The organism is Gordonia bronchialis DSM 43247, assembly GCF_000024785.1.
Taxonomy (GTDB): Bacteria; Actinomycetota; Actinomycetes; order Mycobacteriales; family Mycobacteriaceae; genus Gordonia; species Gordonia bronchialis.
This window is the reverse complement of record NC_013441.1, coordinates 2,783,360-2,802,365: the sequence shown is the minus strand read 5'-3', so window position 1 is coordinate 2,802,365 and position 19,006 is coordinate 2,783,360. Positions and strand designations below refer to the sequence as shown.

The window sequence follows — 19,006 nt, the reverse complement described above, 5'->3', positions numbered from 1 at the left end:
CCCGTTGATCCTGATACCTCTGAGGGAGGCCATGTCTCGTCGCAGTCATGACGAGGCGTGCTCCACGACTGGTGATTCCAATACAAACTATGCTACTTAGTAGTTGATTGACTACAGTCCGTAGTAGGGCCCCGGTGACGTTGCGCGCACGATGTGCGTGATGTTCGAACAGGGCCACCGTTTCCGAGTCAGATGGAGGACCTCCATGACCGCGGTGTCCCCGCGCCCGCCCGAGGTGGTCGCCAAGCGGCCCTATCCCGAGCGGCGCAAGTCCAAAGGGTCATTTATCTACACGATGCTGACTACGACCGATCACAAGTTGATCGGCATGATGTACATCGTCGCGTGCTTCGGGTTCTTCCTCGTCGGCGGATTGATGGCGTTGCTGATGCGCGGCGAACTCACGACGCCGGGTATGCAATTCCTCTCGACTGAGCAGTACAACCAGCTGTTCACCATGCACGGCACGATCATGCTGCTGATGTATGCCACCCCCATCGTGATCGGCTTCGCCAACTTCGTACTGCCCCTGCAGATCGGCGCTCCCGACGTCGCCTTTCCTCGGCTCAACGCACTGGGTTTCTGGCTGTTCCTCTTTGGTTCCAGCGTCACGCTGGCCGGCTTCATCACTCCCGGCGGCGCCGCAGACTTCGGCTGGACCGCCTACACCCCGCTCAGCGACGCAATCCATTCACCGGGCGTGGGGTCAGACATGTGGTTTCTCGGACTGACCGTGTCCGGTCTGGGCACCATCCTGGGCGCGGTCAACATGGTCACCACGGTTATCTGCCTGCGCGCGCCTGGAATGACGATGTTCCGCATGCCGATCTTCACGTGGAACATCCTGGTCACCAGCGTGCTGATCTTGCTAGTGTTTCCGCTACTCACCGCGGCACTTCTCGGCGCCGAAGTCGACCGCCAATTCGGTGCGAATCTGTTCGATCCATCCAACGGCGGCGCCATCCTCTGGCAGCACATGTTCTGGTTCTTCGGTCACCCCGAGGTCTACATCATCGCGCTGCCGTTCTTCGGCATCGTCTCCGAGATCTTCCCGGTCTTCAGCCGCAAACCGTTGTTCGGATACTCAGGACTGGTCTACGCCACCCTCGCCATCGCCGCGCTGTCAGTCGCGGTGTGGGCGCACCACATGTACGTCACCGGCGCTGTGCTGTTGCCGTTCTTCTCCTTCATGACGTTCCTGATCGCGGTACCGACCGGTGTGAAGTTCTTCAACTGGATCGGCACGATGTGGCGTGGCCACATGACGTTCGAAACCCCGATGCTGTTCTCGGTCGGCTTCATGGTCACCTTCCTCTTCGGCGGGCTCACCGGTGTGCTCCTGGCCAGCCCACCCATAGACTTCCAGCTTTCCGACAGCTACTTCGTGGTCGCCCACTTCCACTACGTGCTTTTCGGCACCATCGTGTTCGCCACCTACGCCGGCATCTACTTCTGGTTCCCGAAGATGACCGGACGCCTGCTCGACGAACGTTTGGGCAAGGTCCATTTCTGGCTGACTTTCATCGGCTTCCACCTCACCTTCTTGGTGCAACATTGGCTCGGAGCAGAAGGCATGCCCCGCCGCTACGCCGACTACCTCCCGTCAGACGGCTTCACCACGCTCAACATCATCTCCACCGTCGGTGCGTTCATCCTCGGCGTCTCGACCCTGCCGTTCCTGTGGAACGTCTTCCGTAGCTACCGCTACGGCGAAGTCGTCACCGTCGACGATCCCTGGGGCTTCGGCAACTCCCTGGAGTGGGCCACCAGCTGCCCGCCGCCGCGCCACAACTTCACCGAACTCCCTCGCATCCGTTCGGAGCGTCCGGCGTTCGAATTGCACTACCCGCACATGGTCGAACGAATGCGCGCTGAAGCCCATGTTGGTTCATTCCACGAAGAGAGCAGGGCCGCCGAGGAAGTTCGCCGTGAACCCCTGACGACGGGCACACATGAGGCATCCTCGGACGCCGATCGAGGAGGCCGCTAGTCATGCATCCCGGGATTAGTGCTTACCAACATCCCCGTCCCCGTCGTGCACTGGCTATGCCGCGATGGTTTGCAATGCTCACCGTTCTGTACACCACGCTGCTCGCCTTCGTGCTCACCGCTGTGGCGGGGTCTCTCCTCGATGAGCAGTCCCATCGTGGCTACAACGAGACCATCGCCGAGCATGTCGCCTCCACACCGTTGATTGTGTGGCTCACCGCGGCCACGATCGCGGCCTGCGTCGCGCGACTGACAGCGACCGTAGTGGCACGCGCAGCGCAACGCAGCGGCCGCTGACCGTGAAGGTCCGAGAACAGGGCGGGTCAATCGACCGCGCTGCGCGGCAAGAACATGGGATGCGTTATCGACAACGATGCACACGCTTTCGAAGCTCATCACGTCACGAAGGTGACGACGACAACGGGGACCTCGACTGCCACCGGTGGCAGTCGAGGTGGGTCTCCCGTTCGCTGCAGTAACAGAGGCCGCTCAGCGCCTAACCCCACACCCCGGGGCGCTTCCGTTGCTGTCGCGAGCTAGTAGGAGGCAGTAAGGCCGTGAACGAGAAGAGACAACGCGGGCAACGCCATGGCGGCGCACATCGCACTCGCTGCTAACGGAGCCATACCTGCGAGCGCGTATCTACCCGCTGTGGGTTCGGTCGTTGCCTGCTCGAGCATGCGCAGTCGGTAGCGGGTCGCAGACCCCGCGTGGGCTCCACCGAGAGCCGGGCTAGCGCCGCCGGCGGCGGAACCGCCAGCAGCACCGATAGATGTCAACGCTGCTCGAACGGCCGCAGAACTGGTCGTACGCGCCGCAACCATGTCCGCATCGACCTCAGCCAGTGCGCTCACTGCTGCGGGTGCACGCCGAAACAGTGGCACTAACGGCAGCGCCCGCGCCATCACATCGCAGAAGCCAACCACTCGGTGATGTCGGGATCGTAGGTGAGCGAACTCGTGAGCCAGCACCGCCGCGCGAGCCTCGGGCGAGAGATCGGTCTTCAACGCGCTGGTGGCCACAACGAATCCACTACGGCCGCCCACGCAATAGGCCATCGGATAGGGATGATCAATCCACAGAACGTCGGGAGTATCAGCTTCGGTGCTCCCCACCACTGCCACAACGTCGCGGTGCAGTCGCTGGATACGCCATGAGCGGCGGGTATGGCGGACATAAGAACCTGCCGTGCGCGCCACAACCGCCGCCGCCGCCACGACCACACCGAACCCATACAACTGACTGAAATCGTCACGCAACGCATGTAAGACGGCGCTGGCGCACCGGGCCAGAGCTTCAACGAATTGTTCAGCCGGTGGCGGATCCGGCAGAAGCGCCGTCAGCGCCGACAAAGCCAGTAGGGCCAACGTAGTGGCGATACTGCTCACCCATGCGGTCATCACGACGCGTGGCGACCAACGAGCGGGCAGTCGATCCAGCACGTAGGGGGCCAGCACGGCCAACACTGCCGCACCCACAAGGTGCGCCAACGCCACACTCACTGTCAACGCCTCCGCGGACGGCCAGTTCTGGCCCGCGACAAGTGCTCACTGAGGACGTCACGTTCCTCGGGAGTAACCATCTTGGCGAAGTGCATCAACACGGCCGTGGAATCGCCGCTGGCATCGAGAACTTGCCGCAGTGTCTGCGACGTAGCTTCCTCGCGCGACTGCAACGGGAAGTACCGATAGGCGCGGCTGATCTTCTCCCGGCCGAGGAACTGCTTTTTGTGCAGGTTCGTGACCACCGTCAACACGGTGGTGTACGCCAGGTCTCGGTCGGTCAGGGCGTCAACGAGATCGTGTACCGACATCGCGGCGCCAGCTTCCCACAGCACATCCATCACCTCGCGCTCTAGCGATCCGAGCCGAGTCATCTTGCCCTACCGTCCTTGAAGTCGACCTTCAGCTTACGACAAACTAGCCTGCTTAGTAGTCTCGGCGCGGTTACGCGTCAGAACCCTTCGGACACGATAGCGAGGTCGTGAGCGTGACGCAGACCATCGACTGTGCAGATCGCCGTGTACGCCAGATCCAACTCGACATCGAGGGCATGACCTGTGGGGCATGTGCGAACAGGATCGAACGCAAACTCAACAAGATTGACGGTGTCAGGGCTTCGGTCAACTACGCCACGCACCGGGCAACGATCGACATAGGCAGCGATATCGATGTCGGGGAGGCTATCTCGACCGTGGATAGGGCCGGGTACACTGCCACTCCGCACGTGCCGCACCTTAGCCGTATCGATCCCGACACCGCACACGCCGAGGGGTTGCTGCGTCGGCTGATCATCGCGGTTGTCCTGTTCATTCCCCTTGCTGATGTATCTGTCGTGCTTTCGGTCATTCCCGAATTGCGCTTCCCCGGGTGGCAAATCCTCCTCATCGTTCTTGCCGCCCCGATCGTCACCTACTGTGCGTGGCCGTTTTACCGCACCGCACTGCGGACCGGTGCCGCGACGATGGAGACACTGGTCTCCATCGGTGTGCTTGCTGCTAGCGGACTGTCGCTGTATTCAATGTTCGCGACGCCCTCCACTGCACCCACCGAACCAGGCGTGTGGGCCGCGATCGCCGCCAGTGACTCGATTTATCTCGAAGTCGCGGCCGGGGTCACCGTTTTCGTGTTGGCCGGCCGCTACTTCGAGGCCCGGGCACGAGCGCGCGCCGCTGAATCGATGCGTTCACTCGCGGCCCTGCGCGCGACCGACGCCCACATTCTGCTCGCCGACGGCACCGAGATGTCGCTGCCCACGGAAGAGCTGAAAGTAGGCCACACGGTCATCGTCCGATCCGGACAGACCATCCCCACCGATGGCGATGTCGTGGACGGGCGCGCATCGGTTGATGCGAGCATGATGACCGGCGAGAATGCCCCCATTGTTGCTGAACCCGGCGCGAGGTCTGCGGTTGTCGGTGGAACAGTCTGCCTGGAGGGGACGCTAGTTGTTTCAGCCACCGCCGTGGGAGACGACACCCGCCTGGCCGAGATGATTCGGCTCGTCGATCAAGCCCAACTCACCAAAGCTCGAGCTCAACGCGTCGCCGACCGCGTCGCCACCCTATTCGTCCCCGCTGTCGTGGCGCTCTCTGCCGTCACCGCAGCGGCATGGCTCAGTACCGGCGGGTCGCTCGAGCACGCCCTGAGTGCGGCAGTAGCAGTGTTAGTGATCGCGTGCCCGTGCGCGTTGGGGCTGGCCACACCCATGGCTCTCATGGTGGCTGCCGGACGAGGGGCTCAGCTGGGCATCTTCCTCAAAGGCCACCAGGCCTTGGAGCTCTCCGGACGCATCGACACAGTCCTCCTCGACAAGACAGGAACGATCACCACCGGAGTCCCATGCATTCACGACATCGTCGTCTCCACCGACATCTCTGCCCGAGAGGCACTCCGGCTGGCGGCCTCGCTCGAGCAACACTCCGAACATCCCATCGCCAGAGCGTTGACCAGCGCAGCACAGGACACGCCCCTGGAGGACTGTCTCGAGTTCAGCGCCGAGGTCGGCCGCGGTGTACGAGGCATCATCAATGGGACTGAGGTCTCGCTCGGTTCGCCGACGTGGGTCACAGACCGGGCCACCGTCAGTGAAGAACTGGTCCGCTCCTACCGCGACTTCGAACGCGCCGGACATACCGCCGTGTGTTTGGCCATCGGCCAGGTCGCCGTAGCCGTCATCGCCGTCACCGACGAAGTGAAACCATCGGCACACACTGCCGTCACCGCGCTGCGGCGACGCGGCGTCCGTACGCTGCTGGTCACCGGCGACAATCACGGCGCTGCTCACGCAGTGGCCGACGAGGTCGGGATCACCGAGGTGGTGGCCGAAGTCCTTCCAGCGGCCAAAGCAGATATTGTCAACACCCTCCGCCGGGGCGGAGCATGTGTGGCGATGGTCGGCGACGGCATCAATGACGGGCCAGCCCTGGCCACCGCAGACCTCGGAGTGGCCATGGGCCGCGGCACCGACATCGCGATCGGAGCCGCCGACATCGTGCTAATGCGCTCAAACCTCCTAGGTGTCGTTCAGGCTTTGGATCTAGCTCGAGCCACCCAACGCACGATCAGGGTCAACCTTGTGTGGGCGTTCGGCTACAACATCGCCGCATTGCCAGTCGCCGCCGCGGGATTGCTCAACCCTCTTATCGCGGGAGCGGCGATGGGATTGTCTTCACTCTTCGTCGTGACAAATAGCCTGCGACTGCGCCGGTTCGGCGCAGACCGGTCGACAGAGAGACGACCGGCCCGCGCTTAGCGTCCCCCTAGGCGGCGACCCGCGGCGAGCTCATGGATTTCGGTGTCGATGTCACCCATGGAATCCGCGCCGCCAGCCCCGACGGCGTAGTCATCGTGTCGACGCCCAGCACGTTCCTGCCGCGCCCACCGAACAACCAACACCACCATGATCACCACGATCGGAACCTCGCTGACCACCCAGGCGAGGACTCCGCCGACCCATTGATCCTGCGCAGGATCAGGCTGCCACGGCAACTGAAGTTGCTGATAGAACGACTCGGCTACCACCGTAGACATCGTCATCAGTGCGATACCGAAAAATGCATGAAACGGCATCGCCGCAAACAGCAGTCCCAATCGACCTAGGATCGGTAAGCGACGCGGCCCCCGATCGACCCCGGTCACCGTCCAGAAGAACAGGTAACCGACGACCACAAACAACCCACTCATCACGATGTGCCCCCAGTGGTAACGAGCGAGAATCCCAAACACCGGAGTGAAATACACTGCAAATGGAACCCCGACAAACAGCGACAGTGCAACAACCGGGTGAGTCAGCACCCGCACTGTCGGGGAGTCAAGAATCATAAGAACCGTCGAACGAGCACTCGGAAGCTGCTGTCCAGCAGCATGTCTGGGAAAAGCCCGCAACGCCAGACTCGCCGGGGCGCCCAGCGCCAGCAGTGCCGGCGCGATCATGCTCAACCCCATATGCTCCACCATGTGCACGCTGAACATGGCGTTTCCGTAAGCTCTGACACCCGAACTGCTGGCCAGGACCAACACAACGCATCCGGCGAACCACGAGACGGCCCGACCCAGCGGCCAGCCAGACCCACGCCGACGTAAACGCCGCACTGCAATCCCGTAGGCAAGCCCCATCGCTACAGCCGCACCGCCCACGACGATGTCAAACCGCCACACGCCCAGCATGGACCATATCGCGGGAGGATCTGGAAGCGGATAGCCCAGATACACATCCCACACCGTGAACGGGTGGGCAATCAGCCCCGGCGCCACGCGGGTATCCATGACCGCCCAACAACCCGCGGCTACAACGAGCGCACCCGCCGCGACCGCTGGTACCACCGTGTCGCGGCGCACGCGGAGGGTGATGACGTCAGCGATCACCAGACCCACCAACGACACGATCAATACCCCGGTGGCAACCCCGAACGCAGATCCTGGCACATCGCGAGTACGCAACAACCCCGCAACCGCAACAACGCAAACTAGAGCCACAGCATCAGCAGTGCACAACACCTTCTTAATGCGTTGTGCAGCAGCATAGTTCATTGAGTTCGCACACAGCCCTCCCGCCCGAGAATGCTGCATGCACCGAACCCCCAGCGATACCGCAAAAGCGACGGCGAAACAGACCACTACCCCGGTGGTGTAGTCATGATCTGGACCCTGCGCGGCGTTGCCGACCGCAGGCAGTGCTGCTACCCCAATCGCAGCAGGCAGCAACATCGACACATGAGTCAACCACCGCAACGACATCGCGGTGACCACGGACACCACCCCCGCAGCCACCGCACAAACCATCCAAGCGATGGCGGGCAGGCTGACGCTGACCGCGTACCCCACCTGACCGGTCACCACCATCCGGACCACCGACAGGCCGGCAGTGTCTGCAGCAGCGACCAAAACCATCCCAGTCGACCACACCATCCACAACGCCGACAGCCGTCGCACCAGGCGATGAGTGCGATAGACCGAGACGTCGATGTACCCGTCGGAGTCGATGACTGTCGCTATCGCAATGATCACCAACCCACCGACAACCAGGGCGGCAAGAACGGCACCGACATAGTTGCCCACGACATCGAGCACCGCAGAAGTGCGTCCTGGAAACGGGTCTCCGCTCTCTAAGTAGCGCGATGCACCCACCCTTAGTGCATACGCCACCAGGCCCAGGCCCACCGCAGCCGCGGTAGCGCCCAGCACCCACGCCGACTCGCGTCCAGTCATAGACATCGAATCTCGGGTGACTTCAGCAGGGGCCAGCCTTGGTTCATCCACCTCGGCATGCTACTACTACCGATAGTATTTCTGGCAGGCGGGCCTGAGGACGGAGCGTGACGTTGGTCGAGGATGTCCTGCTTCGGTGGGTCGTCACAGTGAACCGTCCTGGGTCTGGTGGAGACCGTGATCTCACCAGGAGAATGCTGTCATGGGAGCACCACGGAAGTTTGACCAGGAGACGCGTGAGCGTGCCGTGCGGATGTATCAGGATCGGCTCGGCGAGGTGGGCGGGTCGAAGTCGGCGGCGCGCCGGCATGTCGCCGAGATGCTCGATATCAATCAGGCGACGCTGCGTAACTGGATCGAGAAGGACACGCCGGTGGTCTCCTCGGGGGTGAGTACGACCAGTGGGGAGTTGGATGCTCAGGTGCGTGAGCTGCGTCGTGAGAATTCCGAATTGCGCAGAGCCAATGAGATTTTGAAGACGGCGTCGGCGTTTTTCGCCGCGGCGGAGATCGACCGCCGACTTCGTTGATCGTCGAGTACATCGACGATCACAGGGACAGGTTCGGGGTCGATCCGATCTGCCGGGTACTCACCGAGTACGGAATGCAGATTGCCCCATCCACCTACTATGCCCACAAGCAGCGTGGCCTGGTCTCGGCAGCGATGCTCGAGGAGGCCTACGCCGCTCATGCCGTCTACCAGCAGTTCGAGAAGAACCGCGGTGTGTACGGGGTGCGCAAGATGTATCACACGATGTGGCGCGCCGGTCACGTGATGGGTCGTGATCAGGTCGGCCGGCTGATGGGGATCTGCGGCATCTCCGGTGCTGTACGCGGCAGCCATCGCACCACCACGACCCACCGAGACGATAGGGCGCCACGATTCCCTGATCATGTTGAACGACAATGGGATACACCGACACATCCGGATCAGTGGTGGGTGGCCGACTTCACGTATGTGTGGACATTGGCGGGGTTTGTCTACGTCGCGTTCCTCGTGGATGTGTTTTCGCGACGCATCCTCGGGTGGCGAGTCATGGCGAGCAAGCACACACCGTTGGTGACGAGTGTTGTCGAGCAAGCGTTGTTCGCCCGCCGCCGATCCGGATTCGACTTCACCGCAACCGGTTTGGTTCATCACAGCGATGCGGGCAGTCAGTACACATCGTTGGCATTCACCGCTGCGCTGACCGAGGCCAACATCACCGGATCCATAGGATCGGTCGGCGATGCGCTCGACAACGCGCTCATGGAGTCGGCGATCGGCTTGTACAAGACCGAACTGATCGACACCGGCCGCGCCTGGAAGGACCGCGGCGAGGTCGAACGAGAGACCGCCGCCTACGTGCACTGGTTCAACGCCGAGAGGCTGCACTCCTCCCTGGGCTACTGCTCACCCGTCGAGTACGAGACGCGCTATCGTGACAGCGTCGCCTCCGTGGCGGAGGTGGCCTGAACCAGGTCTCTATCCGATCCAGGACGGTTCACAGTCCTGTTTGGACTCGGCGCAATTGACAGTATTACTGCCCTGATCCGTCGGCGGGGTGACCGTCATTATGAGATCGCACACTCGCTGTTCCTGGTGATGGTCGTTGCCATGATCGTGATGGCATGGCCGATCGGCCTTCGATTGTCGGGTGTCCCACCCTTGGTGTTTTTCGCTGGCGCGACCGTGGTACTAGCCGTCATCGCCGCCCGAACTCTTATGGCGCGTAGGTTTTATGTGTACGCATCGCTGACGATGGGTTCGATGGTGTGGATGTATGCGGTAATGAGTCGACATTCGCTGGCGTCGTCGGGCGCCGACGGTCCGTCCGCGTCGCATCACCTCGGCGCTGACGATGCCGTAGCCGAGATGGCTAGCATGCATGGTGCGACTTCGAGTCCGGGTTGGATGAGCCCCCTGAACTTGCTCATCGTCCTAGCGTTTCTCGTTGCGACGCTGGTGTGCACCGGCAAGTTCGTGGCGGCAATGTGGGCAGCACCACGCATTCGCCGGTCACAGGCAGTGTCGTTCACCCGACGATGGCAACGCGAAATCGGATGGCTGTGCCACGGCTGCATGGCCGCGGCTATGGGCATCATGTTTGCGACGTTGCTCTGACGGCTCAGTGAGTCGGCACGGGTTCACGGGCGAAGCGCGAAAGCGCACACGTGACAGCTGAGTGCAACCCACCGCGAGAAGCAACTCATGACCAGAATAGAGAGACTCTGTCGTAGTGCGTCGATGGCGTGGTCGAGTGTGCGGCCGGACGTGGACCGTGCTCGGCAAGATCTTCGCACGGTTCGCGCAACTCGGAACGGACACGGGCGACTCGGCCTGCCGACAGGTAACGAATACCGGGTGCCGAACGGACAGCGAACGGACTTCGAAAACGGAGCCCTAATCTCCAACGGACTCGTCACCACGATCCTCAAGACCGACAACGTCGCCCAAGCAGCTGACGGGCCCGCCGGGCCGGCCCTGCCCGCACCGGCCGTTCCCGCAGTGCCCCAGCCGCCCCACACCGGTAGCGGTCGGCTGGCACCTGATCTAGTGGTGCCGTGCGGACGCACCGCACGGGTGTCAGCTGGTCGAGGCTAGGGTCGCGGCCAGGTCCGCGGGGATCGGCATCGGTGTCATCAGCCCGGCGCGGGTGCGGCCGGTGTTGCCCTCGGGGTAGCGGCCCAGGACCGAGCCGGGGGCGGCGACGATGATCCGCAGCACCTGGCCGAGGGCCTCCCGGCGGTCGTGTTGGCGCAGGGCGAGGACGAGCATGGCGATGTGGTTGCTGGTATGCGGCCACGAAAAAGGCTGGGACAGGATGTGCGCGCGCTCGAGGTGTGACCACCGCTGCGTGTCCTCGGTGCTGGTGCGGGCGGCGGCCATCTCGGCGGTGTAGGCAGTGCGGACGGCGGTGGGCATTGCGATCATGACGTGCTCACCTTCGACTCGGCGGAGCAAGATTCGACGAACTGGGCGGCCAGCAGCAGGGCGACCCCGCAGGACAGGAAGGTGTCGGCGAGGTTGAAGGTGGGGAACCACCCGGTGTGCAGGTAGTCGGTGACCTTCCCGTCGAGGGTGCGGTCAATGACGTTGGCGGCGGCGCCGGCGAAGATCGCTCCGAGCCCGACGATGGAGGACCAGCTGCTGGTGGGCGCTGCCCGCCACGCGTATACCGCGATTCCGGCGGTGATCAGCCCGGTCACCGTGAGCAGCACCGGGGGTGGTAGCTGATTGCCCATGCTGAACGCCACACCGGTGTTGTAGGCCACCTTCAACTGCAGCACACCGAGGTCGACGCTGCGGTCGCCGGCGAGCGCCTGCCGGGCGATCGAGTCGACGACCAGCGCGACCGCGACCAGCCCGGCGGCCACAACGACCAGCAGGCGCCGTGACCGCCGCGATTTCGCTTCCGGTGTTCTGGTCATGCTCGAGCCGCGGTCGCCGGAACCGGTGCGGGTGCTGCCGCCGGGCCGGTGAGGGCGGCGGCCCGGCCGGCGCGGACCCCGTTGCCGATGACGACGATCTCGGCGACCTCGTGGACGAGGACGACGGCGGCCAAGCCAAGTACCCCGAACAGGGCCAGGGGCATCAGGACGGTGATGATCGCCAGCGAGAGGCCGACGTTCTGCAGCATGATCGTCCGCGACCGCCGAGCGTGCGCGAGCGCCTGCGGCAGGTGCCGCAAGTCCTCACCCATCAGGGCGACGTCGGCGGTTTCGATGGCGACGTCGGTGCCCATCGCGCCCATCGCGATGCCCAGGTCGGCGGTGGCAAGGGCCGGGGCGTCGTTGACGCCGTCGCCGACCATCGCCGTCGCCCGCTCCTGGCGGAGGGTGCCGACGATGCGGGCCTTGTCCTCCGGGCGCAGGTCCGCGTGCACCTCGTCGATGCCGACGTCGGCGGCCAACGCGTGTGCGGTGCGGTCATTGTCGCCGGTGAGCATCGCCACGTGGTAACCGCCGCGGCGGAGCCCGACGACCACCTCGCGGGCCTCGGGGCGCAGCTCGTCGCGCACGGCGACCGCTCCGATCAGGCGACCGTCCCGTTCGATCAGCACCGCGGTGGCCCCGGCGTGCTGCATCCGCTCGATGTCCGCGGCCAGGGGGCCGGGTTCGATCCACCTGGGCCGGCCGAGGCGGGCGGGGGTACCGCCCACGTGGCCGGTCAATCCGGCGCCGGGGATGGCCTCGACGCCCTCGGCCGGGGTGTAGTCGTCGACGGCGGCGAGGATCGCCCGGGCGAGGGGATGTTCGCTGCGGGCCTCGAGCGCGGCCGCGACAGTCAACACCTCGTCGCGGGTAGCGCCGCCGGTAGTCGCGACGTCGATGACCTCGGGGCGATTGCGGGTCAGGGTTCCGGTCTTATCCAGCGCGATCCCGCGGACGCGGCCCAACGATTCCAGTGCAGCACCGCCTTTGACCAGGACACCGAGTTTGGAGGCGGCACCGATCGCGGCGACCACCGTCACCGGTATCGCAATGGCCAGCGCACACGGGGAGGCGGCGACCAGCACCACCAGGGCGCGTTCGATCCACACCAACGGATCGCCGAACACACTGCCGATCGCGGCGATCAGCACCGCGGCGACCATCACACCCGGGACCAACGGTTTGGCGATCTTGTCGGCCAGGCGCTGCGCCTCCCCTTTGCGGGACTGTTCGGCCTCGACGATTTTCACGATCTTGGCCAGCGAGTTGTCCTCCGCACCGGCGGTGACCTCGACCTCGAGGACACCGGTGCCGTTGATCGAGCCGGCGAACACCTCCGCGCCGGGTCCGGCCTCGACCGGCACCGATTCGCCGGTGATCGCCGAGGTGTCCAGCGCGGTGCGCCCGGATCGGATGATGCCGTCGGTGGCGATCCGCTCCCCGGGTTTGACGATCATGATCTCCCCGAGCGCCAAATCCGCTGGGGGAACGGTCTGTTCGCGGCCGCCGCGCAGGACGGTCGCGGTGTCCGGAACCAGGGACAGCAGGGCACGCAGGCCGCGGCGGGTGCGAGTGACCGCGTACTCCTCGAGCCCTTCGCTGATCGCGAACAGGAACGCCAGCATCGCGGCCTCGCCAACCTCGCCGAGCAGGACGGCGCCGACGGCGGCGATCGTCATCAGCGTCCCGACCCCGATCTTGCCCTTGGCCAGGCGCTTGAGCGTGGAGGGGACGAAGGTGTAGCCGGCGACGACCAACGCCACCGCTTCCAGGGCCAGCTCCACCGGGCGCGAGCCGTCAGACCACCCCACGATCAGGGCGGCGACCAGCAGCACCCCGGCGAGGACGGCGGCCCGGATCTCGGTGACCTGCCACAGCTTGTCGGGTTCGTGCTTCTCTTCGCCCTCCGGGCGGGGTTCGTCGTGGCCGCAGCCGCAGGCGTCGCTCACACCGTCACCCCCGCACCGGTGTCCGTGCCGTAGTTCGGGCATAACGCGACCGCGCTACCGGTGGCCGCGAGGAGGGTTTCGGCGGCGGCGAGCAGGTCCAGCAACTCCGGGCGGGTCAGCGAGTAGAACACCTGCCTACCCTGCGGGCGGCCGGTGACCAGGCCGCAGTCCCGCAGGCACGCCACGTGCGCCGATACCGTCGACTGCGCCAACCCCAGCTCGCCGACCAGGTCCGCCACCCGCGACTCCCCGTCGGCGAGGCGGCGCACGATCGCCAACCGAGTCCCGTCGGAGAGGCTGTGAAACAACGCCACCGCCGCATCCAGATTCGATCCGGCACCCGCCGCGGCGAGGCACCCATCCGCACTATCAATCGTCATATCACGATAATAACCGTGTTGGGCGATTCCGAAAGCATCACCTTGACATCCGGGATACCCGCAGGGGCATCGTCGGCACCGCCCGGTTCGACCACCCGTTCGCGTCGGTGGGTTGTTGCGCTTCCAGTTGCGGGCACGCCAGATTGGCGTGTACCGCGGGGTCACTCTCGAAGTCGGGTGGCAGACACCTTTAGGACTGGTGTGAGCGCGGCCCAGGGTTCCTCGCCTCTGGAGGCCCCGGTCCATCCATGGGGTAGAGCTACTCCCCCGCCGCTCAGCGTCCTCCGGCCCATCTGAACTACTATTTGTAATAGTTTCAAGATGGCTGTTGGAGGCGCGGTGATTGCAAGCGTTGTGGCCCAAGGGGCATTCTTGGGGCTGTTCGGTGCGGTCGTAGCGTGTGGTGTCGCCGCTGCCCGTCGGCCGGGTCGAGGTGGGGAGGCTTGGCGGGCGCTCGTCGTTTCGTGTGCGCTTGCTGTGAGTGCGGCCGGCGGCGTGATGGTGGTTGCCCCCCCGGGCTTTTTCGCGGCGGCGATCGTGTTGGCGCTGCTCTGTGTTGGGGCATTCATGCTGTTCTCCGCGCGTCTGCACGGTGCGTCGTTGGCGGTGATGGTGGACTCGCTCGTGTGGATGGCCTCGGCGATGTGGGTGTTCATCGTGTTCGCGGCCACGGGCGGGCCGATCGAGGTTGGTGTGGTGCCTGCTGATCCGATTGCCGAGTTGGCGTTGAGGGCAGAGCTCAATCGACCCCCGAGGTGGGTCCGTACTGGCAGTGTGATCGCGATTTTCGGTCTGGTGGCCGCGATAGTCTTCCGCCTGGCCCGGCCGGCCTCCTGTGCCCACGCCCGATGGCCACAAAATACGAAGGTGGTTAGTAGAAGTGGGGTGTGATGGGGGTGTGCGGGGAGGTGGTGAGGCATGACTGACGGTGTCGCGGTGCGGCGTGCGGGTCGGTTCGGCCCGCGCGGTCCTGCCCGTACGATCTCCCGTGCGGTGGGTCTTGCTGTGGTGATGTTTGAGGCGGTGGCCGCGTTCTGGCTGGTGATGCTGCTCCGAACGTCGGATCTCGTGCCATCCGACCCCCGCTCAGGAGTCGGGCGCGGTGATCCGGTTGAGCTGCGGGTGCTGACCGCTGTGGATGTGCACGACTGGGTGTCGGCTCTGAGTGCTGCGGCCTTCGCTGCGGGTGTGGCCGGTGCGCTGGTGGCGCGTCTACTCCCAGCAGTCAAGGGGCGCGCGATCGGTTGAGTAGTCGGGCCTGGGCCTCGCCGGGGTTTCCCTTGTCGGAGGGTTTCTATGGCTTAGGCTTTGGTGCCGCCGCCGCGGGTGTGGCGAGGTTTGAGGGTGAGGTATTCGCTGAGCACTTCACGCTCGGCGGGTGTCACGGTCTGGGCGAAGTGCATCAGTACTGCCGCGGAGTCCCCGCTGGCGTCGAGGACCTGACGCAAGGTGCGTGAGGTGGCCTCTTCACGGGTCTGCATGGGGAAGTACCGGTAGGCGCGGCTGACTTTTTCTCGACCGACGAACCCTTTTTTGTGCAGGTTGGTGACGACGGTGAGCACTGTGGTGTAGGCCGGTTCGCGGTCGTGGAGTTCCTCGACTAGGTCGTGCACCGACATCGCCGCGCCTGCTGACCACAGCACGTCCATCACTGCGCGTTCCAGTGAACCCAGCCCAGTCATTTTCACCCACCATCTCTAGATGCGGGTCAATCTTACGACGGACTACCTCAGTTAGTAGCTTGGTCCCGTTGGAGCGCATCGGCAGCGCCGCGAGGCGGGCGGTGTTTGAAGGCCACGGAGAATTCGGTTCCAGGGGTGCTGCGGTGGATGTGACGTCGGGTGGTGGTCGGCAACGTGATGGTGAAGGTGGCTCCGTGTCCGGTTCCCAGGCTTTCGGCGAGCAAGGTGCCCCCATGGTCTTCGACGATGGAGCGGGCGATGGTGAGGCCGATTCCGCTGCCGCCGGCGTCTCTGGTGCGTGAGGAGTCGGTGCGGTAGAAGCGGTCGAAGATGTGTGGAAGGTGTTGAGGGGGAATGCCGTCCCCGCAGTCGACGACGCTGATGCGCACCGCGTGTGCCGGGGCGGTGTCGGCTTTGACTACGACTCGCTGGCCCGGGGAGCTGTGTCGCAGCGCGTTGGTGAGCAGATTGAGCAGTACTTGGCTCATTCGTTCGGCGTCGACATGGATGTGTACGCGCGCGGCGGTGGTGACGATGCCTAGCGTGACTTTGGCGTCGGTGAACAGGTCGGCGGCTTCTTCGTAGGTCGCGATGAGCAGTTCGTTGACAGTGATCGTCGCCGGGTGGAGGGGCATCTGATGCTCGTCGGCGCTGGATACGGTCGCGATGTCCTCGGCGAGACGCTGCAGGCGGGTGGTGGCGGTGCGCACGACGTCGAAGGTGTGGGAGTCGGGAGCCCGGATTCCGTCTTCGATGGCGTCGGTGATCGCGCCGATGGTGGTCAGTGGGGTGCGCAGTTCGTGGGCAAGGTCTGACAGCATCCGCTTACGGATGTCGTCTTGTGAATCCAGCCGTTGTGCAAGTTGGTTGATAGCTCGGCTGAGCTGGGTGAACTCGGTGCCGAGCTGGCGATCGGGTACGCGCGTGCGGTAGTTGCCGGCGCCAATAGCCACGGCTGAGCGGGCGACACTGGCGACTGACTGTTGTACGCGGCGAGCCAGGAACCAGCTGACGGCCGTGGCCAGGATCGTCGAGGTGATCAATGCGGCAGACATTGAGACGACGATCGAGGAAGTGAACGCGGCTTCGACATGGTCGGCCTGAACTGACCCTGGCTCGAGGCGAGCTTGGCCGAGGTGGTCGTGGAAGGTGTGTGGAGCCACGAATAGTGCCACGATCGCGACGCTGATGCCGCCGCCGGCGATGACGATAGCTTGAGCGAGCATGAGCCGGGAGCCGAAGCTGCCGGGGATACGTAACCGTCGACGTTCATCGTTCATCGCTGGCTCCTCGAGGTTGGCCGTCACCCATCCGGTAGCCCACTCCGCGAACGGTGCGGATGAATCGGCCGGCTACGGCGCTGTCACCGAGTTTGCGGCGCAGACTGGCGACATGGACTTCGACGACGTGGGCATCGCCGACCCAGTCGGGTCCCCAGATTTCGGTGAGCAGTTGCTCTCGACTGAACACAACACCGGGCCGCCGCGTGAGCGCTTCGAGAACGTCGAACTCAGTCCGAGTCAGCTCCACGGGTGTGCTCTCCACCTGGACTTCACGACCCTGAGGGTCGAGGGTGAGCTCCCCTATCGTCCGCGGGTGCGACTCGCCGGTTGGGGTCGGCCGTGGTCGGCGCAGCATGGCGTCGATGCGCGCCATCAGCTCACGAGGGCGAAATGGTTTCGTGAGGTAGTCATCGGCCCCCACCGACAGGCCAACGACTGTGTCGACTTCGTCCGCGCGGGCCGTGACCATCACGATGTAGGCGTTGGTGAAGGTGCGCAACTGTCGACAGACCTCGACGCCATCGAGTGACGGCAAGCCCAGGTCGAGGATGACTACTGCCGGACTCGCCGTGCGTGCGGCGGCGACTCCCTCCTGGCCGTCGGGCGCAACGGTGACCGTGAATCCGCTGCGCTGCAGGTAGTCAGCAACGACTTCGGCAATGTCGGGCTCATCTTCGATCACCAGGGCGTGCAGACCGTGCGGTGGTCGGACCACCGGCATATGGAGGTCGTCGACGACGTTGCGATCTTGGGGCACGCTCCTATGGTGGCGGTGGTCTACACGATCATCCAACCTCGTGGGCATTCTTGAGCAGATCTTGATCCACGCTGCCGATCAGCCTTGAGGTTCGGTGGGCAAGGTGGCGGTGTCGCCGGGTGGAACGTTACGACACAGTTCCCTCTCACACTGATGATCTGATTTCTGCCCGGCGGCGTCCTGTTCAACAACGCAGAGGATGCCCGTGTGACTGTCTCCTACAGCCTCACCACCAGTGATCCATTCGCCAGTACCTTCCCCGCCGAAGCCGCGTCGCCCCGTGCTGGGCTGAGTCGTCAGCTGGTGGGCGGCACCCCGGTGTTGCGCATCGAGGAACCCTTCGCCGAGCACGGGCGCGGCTTCTGGGCCAAGCTGGAAGGCTTCAACCCCGGTGGCATGAAAGACCGGCCGGCGCTGCACATGGTCGAACGCGCCCGCGCCCGTGAAGAGCTGGCCCCGGGGGCGCAGATCATCGAATCAACTAGTGGGACACTGGGATTAGGCCTGGCTTTAGCGGGCATCGTGTTCGGTCATCCGGTGACCTTGGTGACCGACCCCGGACTGGAACCGATCTTGCGGCAGATGCTCGCCGCCTACGGCGCCCAGGTCGATGTCGTCAGCGATCCCCATCCGGTCGGGGGTTGGCAACAAGCCCGCCGCGACCGCGTGCGCACCCTGCTCGAGCGCGACGAGGCTGCGTGGTGTCCCGACCAGTATTCCAACCCCGACAACGTGACCGGTTACAGCTCACTGGGTGTGGAGCTGATCGCGCAGCTGCGCCATATCGATGTGCTGGTGTGCTCGGTGGGCACCGGTGGGCACTCAGCCGGTGTGGCTCATACTCTGCGGCAGTTCAACCCTGAGCTGGAAGTCGTGGGCGTAGACACCATCGGCTCGACGATCTTCGGCCAGCCCGCACAGTCACGGATCATGCGGGGACTCGGCTCGAGCATCTACCCCCGCAACGTTGCCTATGACCAGTTCAGTGAGGTGCACTGGGTGGCGCCGGCCGAAGCAGTCTGGGCATGCCGCACCCTGGCCGCCACGCAGTACGCCACCGGCGGCTGGAGCGTGGGCGCGGTGGCCCTGGTCTCGGGCTGGCTGGCTCGCACTCGTTCGGCCGATACGCGCATCGCGGCGGTCTTCCCCGATGGCCCCGCCCGCTACTACGGAACCATTTACAACGACGAGTACTGCCAAGCTCACGACCTGATCGGCGCCCCGGCGCCGCCCACTGCCCCCCACACCATCAGCGATCCGCTCACTCAGGTCGCGAGCAGCTGGACGCGGTGCCCTACCATCATCGACCCCACTTGCGTGCCGCACGCCGAGCCCACGAGCTGA

Annotated in this window: 18 protein-coding genes and 1 other annotated feature; of the genes, 8 read left to right on the top strand and 10 right to left on the bottom strand. The window is 64.5% G+C overall.

Annotation, left to right across the window (positions count from 1 at the left end; all coding sequences use genetic code 11):
• Positions 1-205: 205 nt before the first annotated feature.
• Positions 206-1,990, top strand: coding sequence for an aa3-type cytochrome oxidase subunit I (gene ctaD, locus GBRO_RS13010; RefSeq protein WP_012834399.1), 1,785 nt, complete (start codon positions 206-208; stop codon positions 1,988-1,990).
• 74 nt (positions 1,991-2,064) lie between these two features.
• On the top strand, positions 2,065-2,286 hold the full coding sequence (locus GBRO_RS13005) for a hypothetical protein (protein ID WP_041919884.1): 222 nt from the start codon (positions 2,065-2,067) through the stop codon (positions 2,284-2,286).
• A 239-nt stretch (positions 2,287-2,525) separates the two neighbouring features.
• On the opposite strand, the gene GBRO_RS25300 is transcribed toward GBRO_RS13005, so the two are convergent.
• Both GBRO_RS25300 and GBRO_RS13000 read right to left on the bottom strand, forming a co-directional pair.
• On the bottom strand, positions 2,526-3,377 hold the full coding sequence (locus GBRO_RS25300; protein ID WP_227892891.1) for a M56 family metallopeptidase: 852 nt from the start codon (positions 3,375-3,377) through the stop codon (positions 2,526-2,528).
• A 116-nt stretch (positions 3,378-3,493) separates the two neighbouring features.
• On the bottom strand, positions 3,494-3,865 hold the full coding sequence (locus GBRO_RS13000; protein WP_012834396.1) for a BlaI/MecI/CopY family transcriptional regulator: 372 nt from the start codon (positions 3,863-3,865) through the stop codon (positions 3,494-3,496).
• 113 nt (positions 3,866-3,978) lie between these two features.
• On the opposite strand from GBRO_RS13000, the gene GBRO_RS12995 reads away from it, so the two are divergent.
• On the top strand, positions 3,979-6,243 hold the full coding sequence (locus GBRO_RS12995) for a heavy metal translocating P-type ATPase (RefSeq protein WP_012834395.1): 2,265 nt from the start codon (positions 3,979-3,981) through the stop codon (positions 6,241-6,243).
• On the opposite strand, the gene GBRO_RS12990 is transcribed toward GBRO_RS12995, so the two are convergent.
• A complete protein-coding gene (locus GBRO_RS12990; protein WP_115311699.1) occupies positions 6,240-8,060 on the bottom strand; it encodes a cytochrome c oxidase assembly protein in 1,821 nt (606 codons plus the stop codon). The genes GBRO_RS12995 and GBRO_RS12990 overlap by 4 nt on opposite strands.
• A gap of 340 nt (positions 8,061-8,400) precedes the next feature.
• Between GBRO_RS12990 and GBRO_RS12980 the strand changes: the two genes are divergently transcribed.
• Together GBRO_RS12980 and GBRO_RS24710 are read left to right on the top strand one after the other, a co-directional pair.
• A protein-coding gene (locus tag GBRO_RS12980; protein ID WP_085948627.1) for an IS3 family transposase occupies positions 8,401-9,653 on the top strand; the annotation gives its coding sequence in 2 pieces (ribosomal slippage) (positions 8,401-8,695 and positions 8,695-9,653; 1,254 coding nt in all).
• Positions 8,685-8,816 (top strand) — a sequence feature (AL1L pseudoknot). Its footprint overlaps the gene before it by 132 nt.
• A gap of 36 nt (positions 9,654-9,689) precedes the next feature.
• Positions 9,690-10,301 (top strand): DUF5134 domain-containing protein, encoded by a 612-nt coding sequence (locus GBRO_RS24710; protein ID WP_321573992.1) that lies wholly within the window; start codon positions 9,690-9,692, stop codon positions 10,299-10,301.
• A gap of 462 nt (positions 10,302-10,763) precedes the next feature.
• On the opposite strand, the gene GBRO_RS12970 is transcribed toward GBRO_RS24710, so the two are convergent.
• Genes GBRO_RS12970 through GBRO_RS12955 form a run of 4 tightly spaced genes read right to left on the bottom strand, consistent with a single transcriptional unit; the run spans position 10,764 to position 13,940 of the window.
• Positions 10,764-11,111: a DUF3703 domain-containing protein gene (locus GBRO_RS12970; RefSeq protein ID WP_012834392.1), complete on the bottom strand. Its 348-nt coding sequence runs from the start codon at positions 11,109-11,111 to the stop codon at positions 10,764-10,766.
• A complete protein-coding gene (gene lspA / locus GBRO_RS12965) occupies positions 11,108-11,608 on the bottom strand; it encodes a signal peptidase II (protein WP_012834391.1) in 501 nt (166 codons plus the stop codon). The genes GBRO_RS12970 and lspA overlap by 4 nt, the downstream gene beginning before the upstream one ends.
• Positions 11,605-13,560 carry a heavy metal translocating P-type ATPase gene (locus GBRO_RS12960; RefSeq protein ID WP_012834390.1) on the bottom strand — a complete coding sequence of 652 codons (1,956 nt, stop codon included), beginning with the start codon at positions 13,558-13,560 and terminating at the stop codon, positions 11,605-11,607. The genes lspA and GBRO_RS12960 overlap by 4 nt, the downstream gene beginning before the upstream one ends.
• Positions 13,557-13,940 (bottom strand): ArsR/SmtB family transcription factor, encoded by a 384-nt coding sequence (locus GBRO_RS12955; RefSeq protein ID WP_012834389.1) that lies wholly within the window; start codon positions 13,938-13,940, stop codon positions 13,557-13,559. The genes GBRO_RS12960 and GBRO_RS12955 overlap by 4 nt, the downstream gene beginning before the upstream one ends.
• Before the next feature lie 477 nt (positions 13,941-14,417).
• On the opposite strand from GBRO_RS12955, the gene GBRO_RS12950 reads away from it, so the two are divergent.
• Together GBRO_RS12950 and GBRO_RS12945 are read left to right on the top strand one after the other, a co-directional pair.
• Positions 14,418-14,831, top strand: coding sequence for a hypothetical protein (locus GBRO_RS12950; RefSeq protein ID WP_227892890.1), 414 nt, complete (start codon positions 14,418-14,420; stop codon positions 14,829-14,831).
• 27 nt (positions 14,832-14,858) lie between these two features.
• On the top strand, positions 14,859-15,188 hold the full coding sequence (locus GBRO_RS12945; protein WP_012834387.1) for a hypothetical protein: 330 nt from the start codon (positions 14,859-14,861) through the stop codon (positions 15,186-15,188).
• A 53-nt stretch (positions 15,189-15,241) separates the two neighbouring features.
• Here GBRO_RS12945 and GBRO_RS12940 read toward each other — a convergent pair whose 3' ends face one another.
• The 3 genes from GBRO_RS12940 to GBRO_RS12930 are packed head-to-tail and all read right to left on the bottom strand — an operon-like array spanning position 15,242 to position 17,626.
• Positions 15,242-15,622 carry a BlaI/MecI/CopY family transcriptional regulator gene (locus GBRO_RS12940; protein ID WP_005180013.1) on the bottom strand — a complete coding sequence of 127 codons (381 nt, stop codon included), beginning with the start codon at positions 15,620-15,622 and terminating at the stop codon, positions 15,242-15,244.
• Positions 15,623-15,669: 47 nt separating this feature from the next.
• Positions 15,670-16,902 (bottom strand): sensor histidine kinase, encoded by a 1,233-nt coding sequence (locus GBRO_RS12935; protein ID WP_012834386.1) that lies wholly within the window; start codon positions 16,900-16,902, stop codon positions 15,670-15,672.
• Complete coding sequence (locus GBRO_RS12930; protein ID WP_005180009.1) at positions 16,892-17,626, bottom strand: response regulator transcription factor; 735 nt, start codon at positions 17,624-17,626, stop codon at positions 16,892-16,894. The genes GBRO_RS12935 and GBRO_RS12930 overlap by 11 nt, the downstream gene beginning before the upstream one ends.
• A gap of 243 nt (positions 17,627-17,869) precedes the next feature.
• Here GBRO_RS12930 and GBRO_RS12925 point away from each other — a divergent pair, with 243 nt between their 5' ends.
• Entirely contained in the window at positions 17,870-19,006 is a 1,137-nt protein-coding gene (locus GBRO_RS12925) for a PLP-dependent cysteine synthase family protein (protein WP_012834385.1), read from the top strand.